20 protein-coding genes are annotated in these 20830 nt (G+C 66.1%); 11 read left to right on the top strand and 9 right to left on the bottom strand.

Annotated features, from left to right (window positions below; translation table 11 throughout):
• Positions 1-26: 26 nt before the first annotated feature.
• A complete protein-coding gene (gene dgcA, locus RIN79_RS09890) occupies positions 27-1010 on the top strand; it encodes an N-acetyl-D-Glu racemase DgcA (protein ID WP_309084491.1) in 984 nt (327 codons plus the stop codon).
• Positions 1011-1013: 3 nt separating this feature from the next.
• Here the strand turns inward: dgcA and RIN79_RS09885 are convergent, their stop codons facing one another.
• A complete protein-coding gene (locus tag RIN79_RS09885) occupies positions 1014-1832 on the bottom strand; it encodes a UDP-2,3-diacylglucosamine diphosphatase (protein WP_309084490.1) in 819 nt (272 codons plus the stop codon).
• Positions 1833-1965: 133 nt separating this feature from the next.
• Between RIN79_RS09885 and RIN79_RS09880 the strand changes: the two genes are divergently transcribed.
• Genes RIN79_RS09880 through RIN79_RS09870 form a run of 3 tightly spaced genes read left to right on the top strand, consistent with a single transcriptional unit; the run spans position 1966 to position 5965 of the window.
• Complete coding sequence (locus tag RIN79_RS09880; protein WP_309084489.1) at positions 1966-2745, top strand: SDR family oxidoreductase; 780 nt, start codon at positions 1966-1968, stop codon at positions 2743-2745.
• 45 nt (positions 2746-2790) lie between these two features.
• Positions 2791-3636, top strand: coding sequence for a fumarylacetoacetate hydrolase family protein (locus RIN79_RS09875; protein WP_309084488.1), 846 nt, complete (start codon positions 2791-2793; stop codon positions 3634-3636).
• 37 nt (positions 3637-3673) lie between these two features.
• Entirely contained in the window at positions 3674-5965 is a 2292-nt protein-coding gene (locus RIN79_RS09870) for an NADP-dependent malic enzyme (RefSeq protein WP_309084487.1), read from the top strand.
• Positions 5966-5994: 29 nt separating this feature from the next.
• On the opposite strand, the gene gltX is transcribed toward RIN79_RS09870, so the two are convergent.
• Both gltX and RIN79_RS09860 read right to left on the bottom strand, forming a co-directional pair.
• Positions 5995-7365 carry a glutamate--tRNA ligase gene (gltX, locus tag RIN79_RS09865; RefSeq protein ID WP_309084486.1) on the bottom strand — a complete coding sequence of 457 codons (1371 nt, stop codon included), beginning with the start codon at positions 7363-7365 and terminating at the stop codon, positions 5995-5997.
• Positions 7362-8606, bottom strand: a complete 1245-nt coding sequence (locus RIN79_RS09860; RefSeq protein WP_309084485.1) for an MFS transporter — start codon at positions 8604-8606, stop codon at positions 7362-7364. The genes gltX and RIN79_RS09860 overlap by 4 nt, the downstream gene beginning before the upstream one ends.
• A 186-nt stretch (positions 8607-8792) precedes the next feature.
• Between RIN79_RS09860 and RIN79_RS09855 the strand changes: the two genes are divergently transcribed.
• From RIN79_RS09855 to RIN79_RS09845, 3 genes are read left to right on the top strand one after another with little or no spacing between them, the layout of a single operon-like run.
• Positions 8793-9107 carry a metalloregulator ArsR/SmtB family transcription factor gene (locus tag RIN79_RS09855; protein ID WP_309084484.1) on the top strand — a complete coding sequence of 105 codons (315 nt, stop codon included), beginning with the start codon at positions 8793-8795 and terminating at the stop codon, positions 9105-9107.
• A complete protein-coding gene (locus RIN79_RS09850; protein ID WP_309084483.1) occupies positions 9104-9475 on the top strand; it encodes an SRPBCC domain-containing protein in 372 nt (123 codons plus the stop codon). Before RIN79_RS09855 ends, RIN79_RS09850 begins: the two co-directional genes overlap by 4 nt.
• Positions 9476-9514: 39 nt before the next feature.
• The gene (locus RIN79_RS09845; RefSeq protein ID WP_309084482.1) at positions 9515-10141 is read left to right on the top strand and encodes an ATP-dependent Clp protease proteolytic subunit; all 627 of its coding nucleotides are present in this window, start codon (positions 9515-9517) and stop codon (positions 10139-10141) included.
• Positions 10142-11178: 1037 nt separating this feature from the next.
• Here RIN79_RS09845 and recA read toward each other — a convergent pair.
• The gene (gene recA / locus RIN79_RS09840; protein WP_309084481.1) at positions 11179-12264 is read right to left on the bottom strand and encodes a recombinase RecA; all 1086 of its coding nucleotides are present in this window, start codon (positions 12262-12264) and stop codon (positions 11179-11181) included.
• Between the two features lie 226 nt (positions 12265-12490).
• On the opposite strand from recA, the gene RIN79_RS09835 reads away from it, so the two are divergent.
• Positions 12491-13429: a carbohydrate kinase family protein gene (locus RIN79_RS09835; RefSeq protein WP_309084480.1), complete on the top strand. Its 939-nt coding sequence runs from the start codon at positions 12491-12493 to the stop codon at positions 13427-13429.
• A 12-nt stretch (positions 13430-13441) separates the two neighbouring features.
• Positions 13442-14368: a pseudouridine-5'-phosphate glycosidase gene (locus RIN79_RS09830; protein ID WP_309084479.1), complete on the top strand. Its 927-nt coding sequence runs from the start codon at positions 13442-13444 to the stop codon at positions 14366-14368.
• A 3-nt stretch (positions 14369-14371) separates the two neighbouring features.
• On the opposite strand, the gene RIN79_RS09825 is transcribed toward RIN79_RS09830, so the two are convergent.
• Positions 14372-15034 carry an OmpA family protein gene (locus RIN79_RS09825; protein ID WP_309084478.1) on the bottom strand — a complete coding sequence of 221 codons (663 nt, stop codon included), beginning with the start codon at positions 15032-15034 and terminating at the stop codon, positions 14372-14374.
• Positions 15035-15203: 169 nt separating this feature from the next.
• Positions 15204-16034: an aldo/keto reductase gene (locus RIN79_RS09820; RefSeq protein ID WP_309084477.1), complete on the bottom strand. Its 831-nt coding sequence runs from the start codon at positions 16032-16034 to the stop codon at positions 15204-15206.
• A gap of 49 nt (positions 16035-16083) precedes the next feature.
• On the opposite strand from RIN79_RS09820, the gene RIN79_RS09815 reads away from it, so the two are divergent.
• On the top strand, positions 16084-17088 hold the full coding sequence (locus tag RIN79_RS09815) for a heparan-alpha-glucosaminide N-acetyltransferase (protein WP_309084476.1): 1005 nt from the start codon (positions 16084-16086) through the stop codon (positions 17086-17088).
• 48 nt (positions 17089-17136) lie between these two features.
• Entirely contained in the window at positions 17137-17616 is a 480-nt protein-coding gene (locus RIN79_RS09810; protein ID WP_309084475.1) for an isoprenylcysteine carboxylmethyltransferase family protein, read from the top strand.
• A 9-nt stretch (positions 17617-17625) separates the two neighbouring features.
• Here RIN79_RS09810 and RIN79_RS09805 read toward each other — a convergent pair whose 3' ends face one another.
• The 3 genes from RIN79_RS09805 to RIN79_RS09795 all read right to left on the bottom strand — a co-directional run bounded on the left by RIN79_RS09805 (position 17626) and on the right by RIN79_RS09795 (position 20780).
• A complete protein-coding gene (locus tag RIN79_RS09805; protein WP_309084474.1) occupies positions 17626-18012 on the bottom strand; it encodes a MerR family DNA-binding transcriptional regulator in 387 nt (128 codons plus the stop codon).
• A gap of 106 nt (positions 18013-18118) precedes the next feature.
• On the bottom strand, positions 18119-19546 hold the full coding sequence (locus tag RIN79_RS09800; RefSeq protein ID WP_309084473.1) for a UdgX family uracil-DNA binding protein: 1428 nt from the start codon (positions 19544-19546) through the stop codon (positions 18119-18121).
• A 1-nt stretch (position 19547) separates the two neighbouring features.
• Entirely contained in the window at positions 19548-20780 is a 1233-nt protein-coding gene (locus RIN79_RS09795; RefSeq protein WP_309084472.1) for a putative DNA modification/repair radical SAM protein, read from the bottom strand.
• Positions 20781-20830 lie beyond the last annotated feature (50 nt).

Genomic DNA, 20830 nt, shown 5'->3' with positions numbered 1-20830 from the left:
TCGCTGCCGCACAGGTGAAGGTGAACATGGCGCGCGGACTGACCGTCGATATCGAGAGCTTTCCGATTGCCGGCGTGTTCCGCATTTCGCGCGGAGCCAAAACCGAGGCTCAGGTCGTCACATGCACGATCTCGGAGGGCGCCGGAGTCGGCCGCGGCGAATGCGTGCCCTACGGCCGGTACGGCGAGTCGATCGCAAGCGTCGCCGCAGCGATCGAGGCCATGCGGAAGGACATCGTCTACGGGATGGACCGCCAGACCTTGCGGCTGAGCATGCCGGCGGGCGCTGCGCGCAATGCGCTCGACTGCGCGCTGTGGGATCTGGAAGCCAAGCGCGCAGGCAGGCGGGTCGCCGGGATGATCTGCCGGGAGGCGCCGCGGCCCTTGGTGACGGCTCAGACCATTTCGCTGGGAACGCCGGAGGAGATGGCGGCCCAGGCACGCGAATTCGCTCCGCGCCCGGTGCTGAAGATCAAGGTGGGCGGGGATGACGACGCCGCGCGCATGCGCGCGGTCGCCGAGGCGGCGCCCAACAGCAAGCTCATCGTCGATGCCAATGAAGGCTGGACGGAAGAGAACCTGGAACGGAACCTCCGCGCGGCGGCGGAAAACCGCGTGATGCTGGTGGAGCAGCCCCTGCCGGCCGGCAAGGATTCGATCCTTGCCGAGGCCTCCCGCCCGGTGCCGGTCTGCGCGGACGAGAGCCTTCACACTTCGGCGGATCTCGAACGGCTGCGCGGTCTCTACGACGCCGTGAACATCAAGCTCGACAAGACCGGCGGGCTCACCGAGGCGCTCATCCTGCGCGACCGGGCCAGGGAACTGGGTTTTTCCATCATGGTCGGCTGCATGGTGGGCACGTCGCTGGCGATGGCGCCCGCGGTCCTGCTCGCCCAGGAGGCTGATTTCGTCGATCTCGATGGCCCGCTTCTGCTTGCCCGGGACCGCATTCCGGCGCTTGCCTATGACGGCTCGCTCGTCTCGCCCCCGGAGCCGGAGCTCTGGGGCTGATCCTCAAGCCGCCTCGACGATCTCTTCTTCCACGGCGCGCAGCCGCGGCCGCTTGACCGGCTCCGTCACGCGAGCGGTCTTCGCCCAGGTGACGATCTCGAAATTTCCGTCGAAATCCTCGACGAGCGCGGTGCAGCTCTCCACCCAGTCGCCCGTGTTCATGTAGCGGATGCCGTCGATTTCCTCCATGGCCGCATGGTGGATATGGCCGCAGATTACGCCATCGACCCCCGAGCGCAGCGCTTCCTGGGCAAGCACATTCTGGAATGAGCTGATGAATTTCACGGCCTTCTTGACCTTCACCTTGGCCCAGGACGAAAACGACCAATAGGGCCGGCCGAGGAGCCGGCGGACGACAGCCACGACGCGATTGACGACGATCGCCGCGTCATAGGCCTTGTCGCCGAAATAGGCGAGCCAGCGGGCATTGTGGACCACGGCGTCGAACTGGTCGCCGTGGAGCACGAGGAAGCGCCTGCCGTCGGCCGCCTCGTGGATGGCCCGGTCACTCACGACGATTCCGCCGAAATGAACGCCCTGGAACGGGCGTAGAAACTCGTCGTGGTTTCCGGCGATGTAGAAGATCCGGGTGCCCTTGCGCGCCTTGCGCAGGAGCTTCTGCACCACGTCGTTGTGCGCCTGCGGCCAGTGCCAGGAGCGGCGCAGCCGCCAGCCGTCGACGATGTCGCCCACCAGATAGATCGTATCGGCATCGTGGTGACGCAGGAAGTCGATCAGAAACTCGGCTTTCGCCGGCTTGGAGCCGAGATGGATATCGGAAAGGAAGATCGTGCGGAAACGGCGGGGTGCGGGCGCGAGCATGGAAGATGTCCGGGCATTTGCGTCGCGGTCCCTATGCCCCGATTCATGTCACAGCCATGTGACGGTTGCCAGGCGGGGAGCCCGGGAGTAGACGGTCAGCCGGAATCCTTTGTCATGGAAGCCGGGGGTCGGCATGGATCTTGGCATCAGGGGCAGGAACGCGATCGTCTGCGCATCGAGCCGGGGGCTCGGCCGCGGCTGTGCCATTGGCCTGGCGGAGGCGGGATGCAATCTGGTCGTGAACGGCCGCGATCCGCAATCGCTACGGCGGACGGCCGAGGAGATCCGCGACCGCTTCGGGGTATCGGTGACCGAGGTGGCCGCCGACGTGTCCACCCATGAAGGCCAGAAAGCGCTGCTTGACGCCTGCCCTTCCCCGGACATCCTGGTCAACAACAATGCCGGCCCGCCGCGCCGCGACTTCCGAGAACTGTCGCGCGAGGACATGATCAAGGGCGTGACGCAGAACATGATCACGCCGTTGGAGCTCATCCAGGCGACCGTGCCGGGCATGGCCGAGCGCGGCTTCGGCCGTGTCGTCAACATTACCTCCTATTCCGTCCGCATGCCGATTCCCGGCCTCGATCTCTCCTCCGGCGCACGGGCCGGCCTCACGGCCTTTCTGGCCGGTGTGGCGCGCACGGTGGCGGGCAGGAACGTGACCATCAACAACCTGCTTCCCGGCAGGATGGACACCGAGCGGCTCCACGCCGGCATCCGATACGGCGCCGAGAGGGGCGGCCATTCGGAAGAGGAGGAGACCAGACGGCAAATCTCTGAAATCCCGGCCGGGCGCTTCGGCACGCCCGAGGAGTTCGGCCGCGCCTGCGCATTCCTCTGCTCGGCTCATGCGGGCTACATCACCGGCCAGAATCTGCTGCTCGATGGCGGCCTCTTTCCCAGCGCTTTTTGATATGCCCGCCGGCGGCGGGGAAACAGCACATCTAGGAGGTAGATCTTGAAGCTCTTGCGGTTTGGCAACAAGGGGGCGGAAAAGCCCGCCATTCTCCACAGTGACGGGACCATCCGCGACGTCTCCTCGCTCGTCCCCGACTATACGCCCGAGACGATCTCGCCGGCGCTCATCCGCATTCTCGCCTCGGCGAATCTCGGCTCGCTGCCGGTGGTGCCGCAGGTGGCGCGCATCGGCGCGCCGATCGCCCGCACCGGCCATTTCATCGCCATCGGCCTCAACTATGCCGACCATGCGGCCGAATCGAACCTGCCGATCCCGAGCGAGCCCGTCGTCTTCTCGAAGGCGCCGAGCTGCCTTTCCGGTCCCAATGACGACGTCATGATCCCAAAAGGTTCGCAGAAGACCGACTGGGAGGTGGAGCTTGCCGTCGTGATCGGCGAGCGCTGCGACTACGTCTCGGAGGACGAGGCTCTTTCGCGCGTCTTCGGCTATGCCGTCTGCAACGACGTTTCCGAGCGCGAATACCAGGCCGAGCGCGGCGGCCAGTGGATCAAGGGCAAGAGCGCGCCGACTTTCGGTCCCCTCGGCCCCTGGATCGTCACGCCGGACGAGATCCGGGATCCGCAGAACCTCGACATGTTCCTGAACGTCAATGGCGAGCGCCGGCAAACCGGCAGCACCAAGACCATGATCTTCAGCGTCGCCCACATCATCTCCTATCTGTCGAAATTCATGGTGCTGGAGCCCGGCGACGTGATCACCACCGGCACGCCGCCGGGCGTCGGGCTTGGCATGAAGCCGCCGGTCTATCTCAAGGCTGGCGACGAGATGCATCTGGGGATCAGCGGCCTCGGCGAGCAGCGCCAGCGCCTTGTAGGGCGGCAGTGAATCGGGGAGCGGAGGGCGAGATCGCGGGAGTGACTGCGTGAAGAAAATCCTTTCCGAGATCGACGAGGCCGCCCTCTTTTTCCACCGCCATCCGACGCCGGGAAAGCTGGAGATCCAGCCGACAAAGCCGCTCGGCAACCAGCGCGACCTGGCCCTCGCCTATTCGCCCGGGGTTGCCGCTCCCTGTCTTGCCATCCACGAGGACCCCTCCACCGCCGCCGACTACACCTCGCGCGCCAATCTGGTGGGCGTGGTCTCCAACGGCTCGGCAGTTCTCGGCCTCGGCAATATCGGCCCCCTCGCCTCCAAGCCGGTGATGGAGGGCAAGGCCGTCCTCTTCAAGAAGTTCGCCGGCATCAATGTCTTCGATATCGAGATCGACGCGCCGGATGTCGAGCGCATGGTGGAAACGGTCGCCGCCCTGGAGCCCACCTTCGGCGGCATCAATCTTGAGGACATCAAGGCGCCGGAATGCTTCGAGGTCGAAGAGCGCCTCAAGGCGCGCATGAAAATTCCCGTCTTCCATGACGACCAGCACGGCACGGCGATCATCGTCGCCGCCGCGGTGCTCAACGGGCTGGAACTCGCCGGCAAGGATATAGCTGAAGTAAAGATCGTCACGTCAGGCGCGGGAGCGGCCGCGCTCGCCTGTCTGAACCTCCTCGTCTCCCTCGGCGCCAGAACGGAGAACATCTGGATCACGGACCGCCACGGCGTCGCCTTTCGCGGCCGGGTTGAGGAGATGGACCGCTGGAAGGAGCCCTACCTCAAGGAGACGGATGCTCGCGAGCTGTCTGAGGTGATCGGCGGAGCCGACATTTTCCTCGGCCTCTCCGTCGGCGGCGTGCTGAAGCCGGAGATGCTGAAGCAGATGGGAGAGCGCCCGCTCATCCTGGCGCTTGCCAATCCCAATCCCGAGATCATGCCGGAAGCGGCGCGCCAAGCGCGGCCCGACGCCATGATCTGCACCGGCCGTTCGGACTATCCGAACCAGGTCAACAATGTCCTCTGCTTCCCCTATATCTTCCGCGGGGCGCTCGATGTCGGCGCCACCGCGATCAACGAGGAGATGAAGCGCGCCGCCGTGCAGGCGATCGCAGCGCTCGCCCGCGAGGAGCCCTCGGATGTGGCAGCGCGCGCCTATTCGGCGGAGACGCCCGTCTTCGGTCCCGACTTCCTGATCCCCTCGCCCTTCGACCCGCGCCTCATCCTGCGTATCGCCCCCGCCGTCGCCAAAGCGGCGATGGAATCGGGCGCCGCCACCCGGCCGATCGAGGACATGGACGCCTATCTCGACCGGCTGAACCGCTTCGTCTTCCGCTCCGGCCTGGTCATGAAGCCGGTCTTTTCCGCAGCCAAGCAGGCGGGCCGAAAGCGCGTCATCTATGCCGACGGCGAGGACGAGCGCGTGCTGCGCGCCGCCCAGGTGGTGCTTGAGGAAGGGCTGGCGCAGCCCATCCTCATCGGCCGGCCGCATGTGGTGGAGGTGCGGCTGAAGCGCTACGGGCTGAAGATCAAGCCGGGCGTGGATTTCGAGATCATCAATCCCGAGGACGACCCGCGCTACCGCGACTATGTCGATCTCCTGATCCGCATCGCCGGCCGTCGCGGCGTAACGACCGAGGTGGCCCGGACGCTCGTGCGGACGAACACCACGGTAATCGCCGCGCTTTCCATGATGCGCGGCGAGGCGGACGCCATGATCTGCGGCCTGGAGGGGCGCTTCGAGCGACACCTGCGCTATGTCGACGCCATCATCGGCCGGCGCGAGGGCGTGCGCGACCTGTCAGCCCTTTCCCTTCTCATTACGCAGCAGGGCGTCATGTTCTTCACGGACACTTATGTGACGCTCGACCCCTCGGCGGAAGAGATCGCCGAGATGACGCTGCTGGCCGCGGAGGAGATCCGCCGCTTCGGCATCGAACCCAAGGCGGCGCTGCTGTCGCATTCTGATTTCGGCTCGCGCGACTCGGCGAGCGCGCTGAAGATGCGCGAGGCCGTCAGCATCCTGCACCGCATCGCGCCCGATCTGGTGGCGGACGGCGAGATGCATGGCGACGCCGCGCTGTCCGAGGAGCTGCGCCAGCGCGTCTTTCCCCATGCGGGGCTGAAGGGGGAGGCGAACCTGCTCGTCTTCCCCAATCTCGACGCGGCCAACATCACTCTCACCACCGTGAAGGCCATGACCGACGCGCTCCATGTCGGGCCGATCCTCCTCGGCGTCGCGCGTCCCGCGCATATCCTCACGCCGTCGGTCACCTCGCGCGGCGTGGTCAACATGACGGCACTGGCCGCGGTAGAGGCGCTGCAGAACCGGACCGCCGAATAGCGCTTCCGCTCGGCCCGCGTAGCGCGGCGCTAGCTCCGCCCGGCCAGGATGCTCTCGCGCTCGATGAGCGGCAACAGCTCGGCCAGTTCCGGGCCGGATTCCCTCCCGGTGAGCGCCAGCCGCAAGGGCTTGAAGAGCGCCTTGCCCTTGCGCCCGGTTTTTTCCTTCACCCGATCCGTCCAGACGCGCCAGGTCTCGCCGTCCCACGGCTTCGGCGGCAGCAGCTCCAGCGCCGCATCGAAAAAGTCCCGGTCTTCCTCGGGCAGGTCCACCTTTCCCGGCCCCTCATGGACGAGGCGCCACCAGAAACCCGCATCAGCGATCTTGTCCAGATTGCCGCGCACGGCATTCCAGAACGGCTCTGCCTTGGGCCCGGAAACGCCGAGCTCTTCGAGCCGCTCCCTTGCCTTCTCGAATGGCATCTCGTGCAGCAGGCTGCGGCTCAGCCCCTGAAGCTCCGCCGGGTCGAACTTTGCAGAGGATTTCGAGCTCGAGGCAGGATCGAAGCGGGCAGCGAGCTCATCCATGCTGCGGCAGGCGGCGACCGATTCCGACGTGCCGATGAGCACGGCGAGCGAAGCGATCGCCATCGGCTCAATGCCCGCTTCGCGGAGGCTCGCAATGGACAAAGCCCCGGTGCGTTTTGACAACCCCTCGCCGGTCGCCGTGGTGAGCAGATTGTGATGACCGAAGCCAGGCGCCTCCGCCCCCAATGCCTCGAACAGCGCAATTTGCGCGCCCGTATTCGTCACGTGGTCGTCGCCGCGGATCACATGGGTGATGCCGAGCTCGATGTCGTCGACCACCGAGGGAAGCGTGTAGAGGAAGCTGCCGTCCTCACGCACGAGCACCGGGTCGGACATGGAGGAGAGATCGACCGTCTGCGGCCCCCGCACGATATCGTCCCAATGGACCTCCGTCCGTGTCGGAGAAAACGGGTCGGCTTTGAAATTGGGCAGCAAGAAGCGCCAATGCGGCTTCCTGCCCTCGGCTTCCAGCGCCGCCCTCTCCTCGTCCGAAAGTTTCAGCGCCTCGCGGCCATAGACCGGCGGCAGGCGGCGCGACAGCCGCACTTTCCGGCGCAGCTCCAGCTCTTCAGCAGTCTCGTAGCAGGGATAAAGCAGGCCCTTTTCCTTCAGCCTCTCCACAGCCCGCTCGTAAAGGGCGGACCGCTCCGACTGACGTACCACGACCTGCGGCGTGATGCCGAGCCAGGCAAGATCGGCCTCGATCTGATCGGCATGGTCCCGCCGCGAGCGCTCGACATCGGTGTCGTCGAAGCGCAGCACGAAGCGTCCGCCCGCCTTCAGCGCGAAAAGCCAATTGAACAGCGCAGTGCGCGCGTTGCCGATGTGGATCTGTCCCGTCGGGGACGGCGCGAAGCGAACGGTGACACTCATGGCGCGGAGGTAGCCGACGCCCCCAGCGTTTGCAAGGCGCGGCTATGGAGCCGGCGCGAGACAAGGAGCATCAGGAACGCTGCGCCCACGCAGTAGAGGCCCATGGCCGCGATCTGCAGTGGATAGGAAATGCCGATATCGATGAGATAGCCGGTGAGCCCCGGCCCCATGGCGGTGGCGAAGACGAGAATGGCCACGATCAGCGCCCGTACGGCGCCGAGATGGCGGATGCCGTAAATCTCCGGCCAGAGCGCGCCCAGAAGCGTCGATGAGAATCCGTTGGACATGCCGAGCAGCCCCATGAAGACGAACACGCTCCACTGCCCCTCGAAGCCCGCGAGCACGAAGCAGGCGAAGGCGAGCGGCAACAGGAAGGCGGGCAGCATGGCGACAGCCGAGAAGCGATCGATGAGCTGGCCGGAAATGAGCGCGAAAATCACCGTCATACTCGCCGAGACCGTGAAGGCGGAGGCGAAGACCTCCAGGGTCCAGCCGCGCAGTTCCACCAGATAGACTTGGTGGAAGGCGATGGTGGTGCCGATGAAGCCCGGCGCCATCACGCCCAGGAGCAGCACGTAGAAAAGCGGATCGCGGATCACCTCGGCACGCGTCCAGTCGCGGCCGGTGGTGATGCGGACGGCAGGATCGGTCGACCGGGCTTTCCGCTCCACGGCCATCAGGGAGGCGATCGCCGGCAGCGCGACCAGCAAGAGGAATGCCGCCGAGATGAGCCAGCCATTACGCCAACCGACGAGGCTCGCAAGGGCGACGAAGATGAGCGGCAGCGCCGCCTCGCCGCCATTGTGGCCGAGGGTGACGATGGAGACGGCGCGCCCGCGCTGGGCGGAGAACCAGCGGCCCATCGCCGTGAAGGCGTTCTGCGTCATCATCCCCTGGCCGAAAAGGCGCAGGAGGTAGATCGTCACGCAAAGCAGGATTACCGATTGGGACAGCGCCATGGAGACGCAGGCAAGCGCCAGCATGGGCACGATGATGAGCGTGACCGTCTTCGGCGAATAGCGGTCGACGATCTGGCCGAAGCGCGTCAGGGTGAAGGCGCTGGCGAGCGTCGCCAGCATGTAAATCATGCCGAAGGCGCCGTGCGACAGGCCGTATTCCTCGCGGATGTTGCCGGCCGAGACCGATATGAAGAAAGTCTGGCCGAAGGAGGAGAAGAAGGTGAGCAGGAACCCGCCGGCAAGCCAGCGGGCATTCTCGCGCAGGAAGCGGAAAAAGGACATCGGGTTCTCTGAAAGGAGCGCCGGGACGCCTGGCACCCATGCCGGATTCGGGCAGACGCACACATGGTAGGGCGTTGCTCCTGCCAGGCAAGCAGCTTCCCCGCCTGTCACTGCGGCTTTTGCGCACTGGCGCAATCGGCCGGCAGTCCACTTGTGCAACAGATAAGTCTGTGCTTATCTGTACCCATGAACGAGTCGGATATCTTTCGTGCCCTTGCCGATCCGACCAGGCGGGCCGTTCTGGAGCGCCTGATCGAGGGCGAGAAGAACGCGACCGAGCTGCGCGAAGGCCTTGGCATTTCCCAGCCAGCGGTCTCGCAGCATGTGGCCGTCCTGCGCGGGGCCGGGCTGATCGCGGAGAAGAAGCAGGGCCGCGAGATGCGCTACCGCCTGGCGCCCGAGGGGCTTGCGCCGGTCTTCGACTGGCTCCACCGCTATCGCGCCTTCTGGCCAGCGCGAGTGGAGAGACTGAGGGCGCTGCTGAAGGAGATGGATCAATGACGCAATCGCCCCCGGCCCCGGACGAGATCGTCGTCGAATGCGAGATGGAGGCCTCCCCCGAAAAGCTCTGGCGGGCGCTGACCGAGGAGGCCTTCCTTGCGGACTGGCTCGGCGCCCGGCCGGCGGGGGAAGGCGGGGACGATCCGCAGGGCCTCACATACCGCATCGTCGAGGCGGAGCCCTATAGCCGGCTTTCCTATGCCTGGCACGATCCCGACAGCCCGGACGCGCCGCCCCTGGTCACGATCGAGCTGGAGCGGCTCGCCGGCGGGCACACCCGGTTCCGCCTGACCCATGGGCCCTCGGCACGCATGCGCGCCGTGGCGCCCGCCAACACGAATACGCGGCCGCTGATGCTGGCCGCCTGAAGACAGCAATATCCTTTTCGAACCGATGGAGGTTGCGCCATGCGCGACATGATGAATCTCGTCCCCATGGTGGTCGAGCAATCGGCGCGCGGCGAACGCGCCTTCGACATATTTTCGAGGCTGCTGCGCGAGCGCATCATCTTCCTCAACGGCGAGGTGAATGACGGCTCGGCGGCGCTGATCTGCGCCCAGATGCTGCATCTGGAAGCGGAGAATCCGAAGAAGGAGATCGCCTTCTACATCAACTCGCCGGGCGGCGTGGTGTCCAGCGGCTTTGCCATCTACGACACGATGCGCTTCATCAAGAGCCCGGTCGCCACGCTCTGCCTCGGCACGGCGGCGTCCATGGGCTCGTTCCTGCTCATGGCCGGCGAGCGCGGCCTGCGCGTCGCGCTTCCCAATGCCAGCATCATCCTGCACCAGCCGCTGGGCGGCTTTCAGGGCCAGGCGTCCGATATCGAGCGCCACGCGCAAAATGTGATCCGGCTGAAGCGGCGCATGATCCGGCTTTATGCCGAGCATTGCGGGCGTACCGAGGAAGAGGTCGAACGCACGCTGGATCGCGACTTCTTCATGACCGCGGAGGATGCACGGGAGTGGGGGCTGGTGGACCATGTCTATTCCCGGCGCGAAGCGATGGAGCCGCCGATGATCGCGCCGAAATAGGCGTGCGTTATCGCCGCCACGCCCGGCATTCGCCGTCTGGCCATTGAAGAAGGTGGGAAGCGGGGCGCGTGATCCGTGCCTCTCTGTTAGTTAATGTGGCGCGTCTCACGCGCCCCGCCGGCCGCTGTCCCGACATTGGCCGGTCACTCGGGCTTCTTCTCCGTCCCGGCTGCACCCGATGAGGGGGTGGTCTTTGCCGGGCCGAAGGAAAAACCCTAGCGGCTTCTCCGCGGTTTCCGCGATGCTGTCTCTCACCCAGCATCCGTTTTTCCGAAGTGCTGTCTGTCACCCAGCACCCCGGCACCGCCGGCCTGTCGCGGGCCCTCATCATGCCTCCAGGTACCGATCCCTGGAGGGGGAGGTTGCCGCCGCTCTCCCGAACACCCGGTGCGCATCCGGTTCCCGCAAGAGCGATGGGACGGATTGTAAGAGGGCTGCAGGGGGTGGGGATAAATTTCCAGGCGAAAAAAAGCAGAAATCATGCAGACGATTGTTTTTCCTGCAGATTATTTTTGCCCATCCAGGCGGCGGGGCCGATTTGATCCACACCCTGCTTGGCGGGCGGGCGGAGGGTGAAGGATCGGTTCGAAAGAACCCCTCTCTTGCGTTTTCCAAGCACTTGCTCGGGGACAAGCCCACTCGCAAGCGCAGGAAAACGCTTTCTCTCCCGCAAGGGGAGAGATATCGGCGGCATTGGCCTTTCCGCCGATCGCCAGCTCGGGTGACTTGCAGAAGCGCGTTTTCCAAGCACTTGCTCGGGGACAAGACCGCTGGCAACTGCAGGAAAACGCTTTCTCTCCCGCAAGGGGAGAGATAACGCCGGCATCCGCCTCGTCGCCAATCGCCAGCCTGGATGATTTGCAGAAGCGCCGGCGGCACCGGCGGGATGACGAGGATTGAGGGATTCTGCCCCAGCCGCAAATGGCCGGCCTCTGCGGCTATGGCTTCCCCGTGCCTGGTCAAACAGAAAAAGGCGCTGCCATAGGCAGCGCCCATTGCGATGACCCGCGAACCGGCTCGGCCCGAAGACCTAAGGCTCAAACTTCGGCGGCGTCGTCCAGCCCGTCGCCCTTGTCGTCGGTGTCCAGGAACCGCTCGGCGATCAGGCCCGCATTCTGGCGCAGCGCCATCTCGATCTCGCGGGCCACTTCCGGATTGTCGCGCAGGAACAGCTTCGCATTCTCCCGCCCCTGGCCGAGACGCTGGGAATTGTAGGAGAACCAGGCGCCCGACTTCTCCACCACGCCGGCCTTGACGCCCAGATCGACGAGCTCGCCGGTCTTGGAGACGCCCTCGCCATACATGATGTCGAACTCGACCTGCTTGAAGGGCGGGGCCAGCTTGTTCTTCACCACCTTCACGCGCGTCTGGTTACCGACCGTCTCCTCGCGGTCCTTGACCGCACCGATGCGGCGGATGTCGAGCCGGACCGAGGCGTAGAATTTCAGCGCATTGCCGCCCGTGGTCGTCTCCGGCGAGCCGAACATGACGCCGATCTTCATGCGGATCTGGTTGATGAAGATCACCATCGTGTTGGAGCGGGAGATGGAGGCGGTGAGCTTGCGCAGCGCCTGGCTCATGAGCCGCGCCTGCATGCCCGGCAGGGATTCGCCCATCTCCCCCTCGATCTCCGCGCGCGGCGTGAGCGCGGCGACCGAATCGACCACGATCACGTCGATGGCACCGGAACGCACAAGCGTGTCGCAGATCTCCAGCGCCTGCTCGCCCGTATCGGGCTGGGAAATGAGAAGGTTTTCGAGATCCACGCCCAGCTTGCGCGCATAGACGGGATCGAGCGCATGCTCCGCATCGATGAAGCCGCAGATGCCGCCCTTCTTCTGCGCCTCGGCGACCGTGTGCAGCGCCAGCGTGGTCTTGCCGGAACTTTCGGGCCCATAAATCTCGATGATGCGGCCGCGCGGCAGCCCGCCGACGCCGAGCGCGATATCAAGGCCCAGGGAGCCGGTGGGGACCGTCTCGATCTCGACGACCTTGTCGTTGGCGCCAAGCCGCATGATCGAGCCCTTGCCGAAGGCACGCTCGATCTGCGAAAGCGCCGCATCCAATGCCTTCGACTTGTCCACGCCGTTTTCCTCTACCAGCCGCAATGAATTCTGAGCCATGATACAACACCCCTTGGTCGAATGGAGGCCGCGCCGTCCGCTTTCCCGATATTTCTATGTACCTCTTTTGTTCTCATTTGGCAAGAGGAGATAAGTTCCTGCTTTTCTTTCCTAATCCGACCCATGTTCTTTTTTCGTTTCACGCAGGCGTGGAAATCTCGCCGGACGGGCGGGGAATTGCCGATGAACGCGTCGGCGCCAAGGCTGCAGCGAATCGGAGGCGGGGGTGAGGCGCGCGCGGCTCTTCGCGGTGGGCGGCGCGCATATGGACCGGCGCGGCCGGGTGCGCGGGCCCCATGTGCCGGAGGCATCCAACCCCGGCACCATGCGCGAGGAGGTGGGCGGCGGCGCCTTCAATGCGGCACGGACCGCCGTGCGGCGGGGAATTTCAGTCTCGCTCATGTCGCTGAGGGGCGGCGATGCGGCGGGCGAGAGGGTAGCGGAGGCGATCGAGGAGGCGGGCATCGAGGATTTTTCGGCGATCTTCCTTGACCGGGCGACGCCGAGCTATACGGCGATCCTCACGGAAGGCGGCGATCTCATCACCGGCCTTGCCGATATGGGTCTTTATGAGATCGGCTTTGCAAGGCAGCTTCGCCGGCGCAAGATACGCGATGGCCTGGCGGAGGCGGATGCGGTGCTTTGCGACGCCAATGTGCCGGCGGAGGCCATCGAGTTGCTGGCCGAGGTTTCGCGCGGCAAGCCATTCTTTGCGCTCGCCATCTCGCCGGCCAAGGCGCTGCGCCTAGCGCCCGTGCTCGGTTCGCTCTCCTGCCTGTTCATGAACCGGCGCGAAGCATGCGCGCTGGCGGGGCTGCCCATGGACAGCCGGCCGCGCCAGGCGGCACAAAGACTTGCGGATATGGGGCTGAGGGCGGGCATCATCAGTGCGGGCGGCGACCCTGCCCTTTGCCTCGACAATGGCAGGCTGTTCGAGGTCGCACCGCCCGAAAGCCGCATCGCCGACGTGACCGGCGCGGGCGATGCCCTTGCCGGCGCCTCCATCGCCGCGCTGATGCGCGGATATGGCTTGGCCGAGGCGGCGCGCGAGGGTATGGCGGCGGCAAAGCTGGCGCTCGAAAGCGAAAATGCCGCGCCCGATTTCGACGAGGACGGTTTTGGCGCAGCGCTTGCGCTCGTCCCGCCCGGCCGGGCGCTTGACTGAACAGGAGTTTCCATGCCCCTTCCCCAGGCGACAGATATTCATCCGCCAGTGGCCGAGGCGCTGGCAGCGGGAGAGCCGGTGGTGGCGCTTGAAAGCACCATCATCACGCATGGAATGCCCTGGCCGCAGAACAACCAAATGGCCGCGGAGGTGGAGGAGATCATCGCCGAGGAAGGGGCGGTGCCGGCGACGATCGCCGTCATGGACGGGCGGCTGAAGATCGGCCTTTCCGGGCCGGAGCGCGAGGCGCTGGCACAGCGCCGCGACGCGCTGAAACTTTCCCGCGCCGATCTTGCCTTTGCCATGGCGCAAGGGCGCACCGGCGGCACGACGGTGGCCGCCACCATGATCGGCGCGCATCTGGCCGGCATCGCCGTCTTCGCCACGGGCGGGATCGGCGGCGTGCATCGCGGCGCCGAGACGAGCTTCGACATCTCGGCCGATCTCGACGAACTGGCGCGCACGCCGGTGATCGTCGTCTCGGCCGGGGCGAAGGCCATCCTCGACATCGCAAAGACGCTGGAGGTGCTGGAGACGCGCGGCGTTCCGGTGGTGGTGTACCGGAGCGATATCATGCCGGCCTTCTGGTCGCGGACTTCCTCCTGCCCAGCGCCACTGCGCCTTGATTCGCCGGGCGACATCGCCGCCTTTCAGAAGATGCGCGGCGCGCTCGGCATCTCCGGCGGCATGCTGGTCGCAAATCCCGTGCCCGAGGAGGCGGAGATCCCGGCGGAGGAAATGGCCGATCACATCGCGCGGGCGCAGGCCGACGCGGCGGCGGAGGGCATCGCCGGGAAGGCGGTCACGCCCTTCCTGCTCGCCCGCATCTTCGAGCTGACCGGTGGCAGGAGCCTCACGACGAATATCGCCCTGGTCAAAAACAATGCGCGCCTTGCGGCGCGCATTGCGGTTGCCCTCGCGGCGGAGAGGTCCGTCTGAACCTCAGTAGCCGGCGGCGGTGAGCGGGGCGAGGCGGATCTCCACCCGGCGGTTCTGCGCCCTGCCCTCCTCGGTGGCATTGGAGGCGATCGGCTGCGACGGACCCTGGCCGATCACGGCGAAGCGGCGGCTGTCCGTGCCCTGCGCCATGAGGTAGTCGGCGACCGCGGCGGCGCGGCGCTGCGACAGCTGCATGTTGTGCTCGTAGCTGCCGGTGGAATCGGTGTGGCCGTAGACGTCGACGAGGGTCTGGTTATAGCGCTTCAGCACCAGCGCCACCGAGTTCAGCGTCGGGTAGAAAGCCGGCTGGATCGACGCGGAGTCGGTTGCGAAGGTGATGTTGGAGGGCATGTTGAGGATGATGTAATCGCCCTGGCGGGTAATCCCGACGCCCGTGCCCTGAAGCTGGCCCCGCAGCTGCGCTTCCTGCTGGTCCATGTAAGCGCCGATGCCGCCGCCGGCGAGCGCGCCGATGCCCGCGCCGATCAGCGCATTGCGCCGGTCATCGCCGCCCGCAAGCAGGCCAAGGCCAGCGCCGGCAAGCGCCCCGAGCGCCGCTCCGCCCGCCGTGTTGGAAAGCTTCGGCTGGCCCGTATAGGGATCAGCGGTCGTCACGCATCCCGCCGCCAAGGCTCCGACAAGGGCAAGGGCTATCGCTTTCTTCATAGGAATCCTCTCAATCGGCTCGATTCCGGCTCGGTGGCGCCGGGAATCAGTCGTCCCCCGCGCCTTCTAGCATAAAATGCGGCAAAATCCGGCGGGCGGGAAAGCGGGAGGTCTCAGAGGATGTTTCTGCAGCCGGGCGATCGGGCAGCCGCGCTGGTCCAGCCAGCGCTCAGGGCGCGTCCCACTCCGGCGAGAAGCCATAATCGCAGAGGCGCCGTCCGGCGCTGCGCAAGCGGCTGATGGCCTCCATTTCAGCCGAGTCGAGGGCAAAATCGAAGATGCCGATATTCTCGGCGAGCCGCTCGCGCCGGCTGGTGCGCGGAATGACCGCCAGGCCCTCCTGCTGCAGGTGCCAGCGCAGCACGATCTGCCCGGGTGTCTTGCCGTGCCTTTCGGCGGCGGCCGCGACGGCGGGCTGCTGCAGGAGGATGCCGCCCCGGTAGAGCGGCGAATAGGCGACCATGGCCAGTCCATTGGCCTGGCAGGCGGCGAGCACCTTGTCCTGGTTCAGATAGGGGTGGTACTCGACCTGGTTGGCGGCGAGAGGCGCCGGCGACAGCCGGACGGCCTCCTCGATGAGACGGGTGGGGAAATTCGAGACGCCGATATGCCGCGTCCAGCCCTTGTCGCGCACGCGGTTCAGCGCCGCCATGGTGTCGGGCAGCGGAATGGCCGGATTGGGCCAGTGCACGAGCAGCAGGTCGACATGGTCGAGCCCGAGGCGCTCCAAACTCTGCGCGGCCGAACGCTCCAGATCGGCCGGCGCAAGATCGGTCCACCAGACCTTGGTGGTGACGAAGATGTCTTCGCGCGGGATGCCGGAGCGCCTGATCCCTTCACCCACCTCGCGCTCATTGTCATAGGCGGCCGCGGTGTCGACATGGCGGTAGCCGAGCTCCAGCGCATGGGCGACAAGATCGGTGCAGGCGGAGCCCCGGAGCGTCCAGGTGCCAAGGCCGATGACCGGAATCTGCGCGCCGTTCGCCGTCAGCGTCTTCATGTCCTTCTCCCTGTGCCGCCGTCGAAACCATTGATCCAGGGCAGATAATATGCCTTTCGTTCTGCGCAATGGTGTGAGGGCGCGAAAGCTCGCGCAGGGAGACATGGTGCAGCCGGAACGATCCCGCATCGAGCTCGTCGACATCGCCCGCGGCGTGGCGCTTGTCGCGATGGCCATATACCACTTCACCTGGGACCTCGACTTCTTCGGCTATATCGAGCCCGGCACGTCGGTGACGGGCGGCTGGCGCATCTTCGCAAGATGCATCGCCAGCTCGTTCCTGTTCCTCGTCGGCGTGAGCCTCTATCTCGCCCATGGCGGCGGGTTTCGCCGGCGCTCCTTCCTGCGCCGGCTGGCAATGATCGCCGGGGCGGCGGCGGCCATCACGCTCGTCACCTATATCCTTTTCCCGGATTCCTTCATCTTCTTCGGCATCCTGCACCATATCGCGGTCGCGACCGTGCTCGGCGCGGCGGCGCTGCGGCTCCCGGTTGCGGCGCTCCTGGTGCTTGCGGCGGCGGTGATCGCCGCCCCTCACTTCGTGCAAGCGCAATTCCTCGACCATCCCGTCTTCTGGTGGACCGGATTCTCGCGCAACGTGCCTTCCACGAACGACTTCATCCCGATCTTCCCCTGGTTCGGAGCGGTGCTTCTGGGGATCGCCGCCGCCAAGGCAGCGGACAGGGCCGGCCTCTTCGCCCGTCTGCGCCGCATCCGGCTCGACGACAAGCTGCCGCTTCTGGGGGCGGCCGGCCGGCATAGCCTCGCCTTCTACCTGCTGCACCAGCCGGTGCTGATCTCCGGCCTGTGGCTCTTCGCACAGGTGGTGCCGCCGCCGCCGCCGGACCCGGGAGCCCGGTTCCTGCAGGCCTGCATTGCGCAGTGCATGCCGCATCGCGACGAGGGCTTCTGCCGCGCCTATTGCGGCTGCGTGCTGGACGAGGCGACGGCGCAGGGCCGGGTCGGCGATCTCTTCGCAACGGGCGGCAGCCGCGACGCCCAGAGCTGGGTAGACAATCTTGCCATCCAGTGCTCGGTGGAGAACAATGGCTAGATCGGGGTCCGATGCGGCGCGGTCCGCCGCCGGGCGGGAGGAGACGCGATGAGCCAATCGACCGAGCAGGCGCCGAGCCGCTTTCCCTGGCCGCCGGTCCTTTATCTTGCCGCCATCGCCGCCAGCGTGGTGCTCGGGCAGGTCTATCCCCTGCCCTGGTTCGGCAGGCCGCTGGTCGACATCCTCTTCGCCGGCGGCTGGCTTCTCCTGGCGGGGGCCCTGATCATGGACATCGCCGCCCTGCGGGCGTTGCGGCGCGCCAGGACGACGGTCATGCCGAACAGGAGCTCGGCGCATCTCGTGACCGAGGGCCCCTATACGTTCACGCGCAATCCCATCTATCTCGGGAACACCACGCTCACCGTTGCCATCGGCCTGATCACCGGCAATCCCTGGTTCTTCCTCTTCGCCGTCGTCGCGGCGATCGCCACGCAGAAGCTTGCCATCGAGCCGGAGGAACGGCATCTGGCGCAGCGCTTCGGCAAGCGCTATCGCGACTATCAGAAGAAGGTGCGGCGCTGGGTTTAGCCGCGGGGGTCAGGTCTTCACGCCGAGTTCGGCAAGGCGCTCGACGCATGCCTCCTCGGCGCGGTCGAGCTCCTGCAGCGTGTCCTCCAGGTCGCGGCGCTTCTGGCGCAGGTCCTGCCGCTTCTCCTCGATCTTCTGGATGAGAAGGTGGAGCTGCGCCACCTCTCCCGGCGGCGTCTTGTAGACCTGGATGATCTCGCGGATCTCGTTGATGGAAAAGCCCAGCCTCCGGCCGCGCAGGATCTGGCGGACAAGGTGGCGGTCGGAGGGGCGGTAGAGGCGCGTGCGGCCGCGGCGCACCGGATGGATGAGCCCCTCATCCTCGTAAAAGCGCAGGGTGCGCGTGGAGATGCCGAATTCGCGCGTGAGTTCCGTGATCGTATAATATTCGCGCATGCCCCCTCGCCGGCTGCGATCTGACGGGAGGGACACTGTCACCTGATTTACGTAAAAGTCAATTCGCGGTTTAGAAGACCACGGGGCGGCAGAGACAGGCGCTATCTCATGCCGCTTCGCACCAGGGCTGCGCGACGCGCAGATCCTCGACGAAGCGGCGATATTCCAGCGCGGCGAGATCGGCGTCGGGCAGCCGCAGCAGATAGGACGGGTGCACGGTGACAAGGATGGAGCAGCCCTGAAAGGGCAAAACGCGCCCCCTCTCCTTCGTCACCGCCACGGTGCGACCGGTGAGCCCCAGCATGGCCGTCGCGCCAAGCGCAACGATCAGCTTCGGCCTGACGGCGGCGATCTCGCGCTCGAGCCAGAACCGGCATTTTGTCACTTCGCCTGCGGACGGCTTCATGTGCACGCGGCGCTTGCCGCGCGGCTCGAACTTGAAGTGCTTGACCGCGTTGGTGACATAGGCCTTCTGCCGAGCAATGCCGGCCTCGGCCAGCGCCCGGTCGAAGACCTGGCCGGCCGGGCCGACAAAGGGCTTCCCCGCCAAATCCTCCTGGTCGCCCGGCTGCTCGCCGACGAACATGATGGAAGCATGGGGCGGCCCCTCGCCGAGCACTGGCTGCGTCGCGGGACCATGGAGCGGGCAGAGCCGACAGGCCTGCACCTCCCGCGCGATGGCGTCGAGCGGTGCGGCCTCTTCCGGCTGCCGCGGCGGTTCGGCGATGCGGGCGGCGACGGCGGCGGCAAAGCGCGGCGGCGTGTCGGGCGGGCGCTCCTGCATAGCGTCCACGCGGCCACCGGCCGCATGCACCATTTCCGGAATGAGCGAGGTTTCCGGCATGGTAGCCCAATGCCGCTTCGGCATCTGCGCCACCATCGCCTTCACGCGCAGGCGCGCCGGGTTGAACGTGGTGCGGTAGTAGGCTTTCCAAAGCTCGTCCAGCACCTCGTCCCCCTGCCGCAAGGGGCGTGCCGCCGGTGGCCCGAAGCTGAGGACGCCCTCGCGCCAGGCCGCCGTTCCGACCGGCGTGGCGATCAGCCAGTCCATGTTGCTGAAGCGATCGACGAAGAAGGGCGCCGCGAGCCTGAGCACGCGGTGCTGCGGCTCGTGCCAGGCGACGAACAGTTTCTTCCCATCGACCTCGCGTTCGGCGAAACGCACATAGGCGTGCATGCGGTAGACATCCTTGTCGACCGCCTTGGCATATAGTGCGGCCCGCATGGCATCAGGATCGGCGGGACTTTCGAGCAGCCCGCGCTCGCCGCCGCGCAGCCGCCAAAGCAGCCGGTAGAGCAGCGCGAACCGGTCCTCAGCGCTGTGGCACACGACTTTCGAGACGAGCGTGACGAAGCTGCGGGGCACATTCAGCCTGGCCGGCTCGACCTCCAGCCCTGTCTCCTCGAACAGCGAAGGGCGGTCCCCGCAGGCGAACATCACCTGTTGCGGCGAAAGATTCGCCGCAAGGCAGCGCCGTGCCGCTTCGCGAAAATCTTCCGCGCTGCAATCCTCCGGAAGAGGAACGCTCAGCATCTTACAGCCCGAGGGAAAGCTGTTGCGGCTTGGGCACCAGCCTTTGCTTGAGCCGCTGGCCGTCCAGCAGCGCCGTCGGCCGCCAATCCGGTGTGACGATGAAAGGCCGTATGCGCTTCAGCGAGCCGGTGAGGCGGGCAAGCTCCGGAAGGCGTAGCGGCGCATGGGGGCGCGCCGCGATGATGCGGTCCACCGCTCGCGTGCCAAGGCCGGGCACCCGCAGCAGCATCTCGCGGCTGGCGCGGTTGACGTCGACTGGAAAGGCCTCGCGGTGCGTCAGCGCCCAGGCGAGCTTCGGATCCACCGAGAGGTCCAGCATGCCACCCGGCATCGCTTCCTCCACCTCCGGCAGTGAGAACCCGTAGAAACGAAGGAGCCAGTCGCACTGATACAGCCGATGCTCGCGCAACAGGGGCGTCGCCTTGTCCGGCAGGCTGGGTGAAGGGTGGCCGGTGGGGCTGAAGGCGGAATAATAAACCCGCTGCAGGGCATACGAGGCATAAAGATCCGCGCTCGCGCGCAATATGTCGCGGTCGCAGGACGAGTCCGCGCCGACCACCATCTGCGTGCTCTGCCCGGCCGGAGCAAAGCGTGGCGGCCGGGCTCTTCCGGCGCGCGAGGGCTCCGCCGACGCTTCGATCTGGGCCCGGGTGCGGGCAAGGCCGCGCTTGATCTCCGTGGCCGACTTTTCCGGGGCGAGTTGCTCGAGCGCAGCTTCTGCCGGCAATTCGACATTCATCGACAGCCGGTCGGCATAAAGTCCGGCCTCGTTCAGGAGTTCGGGGCTCGCGCCCGGGATGGTCTTCAGGTGAATGTAGCCACGGAAAGCATGCTCTTCCCGCAGCGTCTTTGCGACGCGCACCAGATCGGCCATGGTCTCGTCCGCCGAACGGGCGATGCCGGAGGAAAGGAACAGTCCCTCGATGCAGTTGCGGCGGTAGAGATCGAGCGTGAGCTTCACCACCTCGTCGACGCTGAAGCGGGCGCGCGGCACGTTGCTCGACCGCCGGCTCACGCAGTAGACGCAGTCATACATGCAGAAATTGGTGAGCAGTATCTTCAGGAGCGAAACACAGCGCCCGTCGGGGGTGAAGGCGTGGCAGATCCCCTGCTCCGTAACGGAGCCGATGCCCTCGCCTGCGCGGCGCTTTTCGCCGCCGGACGAGACGCAGGAGGCATCGTATTTGGCGGCGTCAGCGAGGATTTCCAGCTTCTGCAGCAGGTTGAGCGGCATGGATCGGCTCCATTGTTCTTCTTTTGTTCTGTTATAGGGCTTGTCTGCAG

Source organism: Chelativorans sp. (genome assembly GCF_031180965.1).
GTDB lineage: Bacteria > Pseudomonadota > Alphaproteobacteria > Rhizobiales > Rhizobiaceae > Chelativorans.
The sequence above is the reverse complement of the archived record's forward strand: the minus strand, read 5'-3'. Positions and strand labels throughout refer to the sequence as shown.

What these genes read in the sequence shown, in the direction of transcription:
- RIN79_RS09860 (WP_309084485.1), bottom strand. Translation starts at nt 8,606, where the DNA reads ATGTCCTTTTTCCGCTTCCTGCGCGAGAATGCCCGCTGGCTTGCCGGC.
- gltX (WP_309084486.1), bottom strand. Translation starts at nt 7,365, where the DNA reads ATGAGTGTCACCGTTCGCTTCGCGCCGTCCCCGACGGGACAGATCCAC.
- RIN79_RS09815 (WP_309084476.1), top strand. Translation starts at nt 16,084, where the DNA reads ATGCCTTTCGTTCTGCGCAATGGTGTGAGGGCGCGAAAGCTCGCGCAG.
- RIN79_RS09880 (WP_309084489.1), top strand. Translation starts at nt 1,966, where the DNA reads ATGGATCTTGGCATCAGGGGCAGGAACGCGATCGTCTGCGCATCGAGC.
- RIN79_RS09855 (WP_309084484.1), top strand. Translation starts at nt 8,793, where the DNA reads ATGAACGAGTCGGATATCTTTCGTGCCCTTGCCGATCCGACCAGGCGG.
- RIN79_RS09810 (WP_309084475.1), top strand. Translation starts at nt 17,137, where the DNA reads ATGAGCCAATCGACCGAGCAGGCGCCGAGCCGCTTTCCCTGGCCGCCG.
- RIN79_RS09800 (WP_309084473.1), bottom strand. Translation starts at nt 19,546, where the DNA reads ATGCTGAGCGTTCCTCTTCCGGAGGATTGCAGCGCGGAAGATTTTCGC.
- RIN79_RS09795 (WP_309084472.1), bottom strand. Translation starts at nt 20,780, where the DNA reads ATGCCGCTCAACCTGCTGCAGAAGCTGGAAATCCTCGCTGACGCCGCC.
- RIN79_RS09830 (WP_309084479.1), top strand. Translation starts at nt 13,442, where the DNA reads ATGCCCCTTCCCCAGGCGACAGATATTCATCCGCCAGTGGCCGAGGCG.
- RIN79_RS09885 (WP_309084490.1), bottom strand. Translation starts at nt 1,832, where the DNA reads ATGCTCGCGCCCGCACCCCGCCGTTTCCGCACGATCTTCCTTTCCGAT.
- RIN79_RS09825 (WP_309084478.1), bottom strand. Translation starts at nt 15,034, where the DNA reads ATGAAGAAAGCGATAGCCCTTGCCCTTGTCGGAGCCTTGGCGGCGGGA.
- RIN79_RS09820 (WP_309084477.1), bottom strand. Translation starts at nt 16,034, where the DNA reads ATGAAGACGCTGACGGCGAACGGCGCGCAGATTCCGGTCATCGGCCTT.
- RIN79_RS09845 (WP_309084482.1), top strand. Translation starts at nt 9,515, where the DNA reads ATGCGCGACATGATGAATCTCGTCCCCATGGTGGTCGAGCAATCGGCG.
- dgcA (WP_309084491.1), top strand. Translation starts at nt 27, where the DNA reads ATGGCGCGCGGACTGACCGTCGATATCGAGAGCTTTCCGATTGCCGGC.
- RIN79_RS09850 (WP_309084483.1), top strand. Translation starts at nt 9,104, where the DNA reads ATGACGCAATCGCCCCCGGCCCCGGACGAGATCGTCGTCGAATGCGAG.
- RIN79_RS09805 (WP_309084474.1), bottom strand. Translation starts at nt 18,012, where the DNA reads ATGCGCGAATATTATACGATCACGGAACTCACGCGCGAATTCGGCATC.
- recA (WP_309084481.1), bottom strand. Translation starts at nt 12,264, where the DNA reads ATGGCTCAGAATTCATTGCGGCTGGTAGAGGAAAACGGCGTGGACAAG.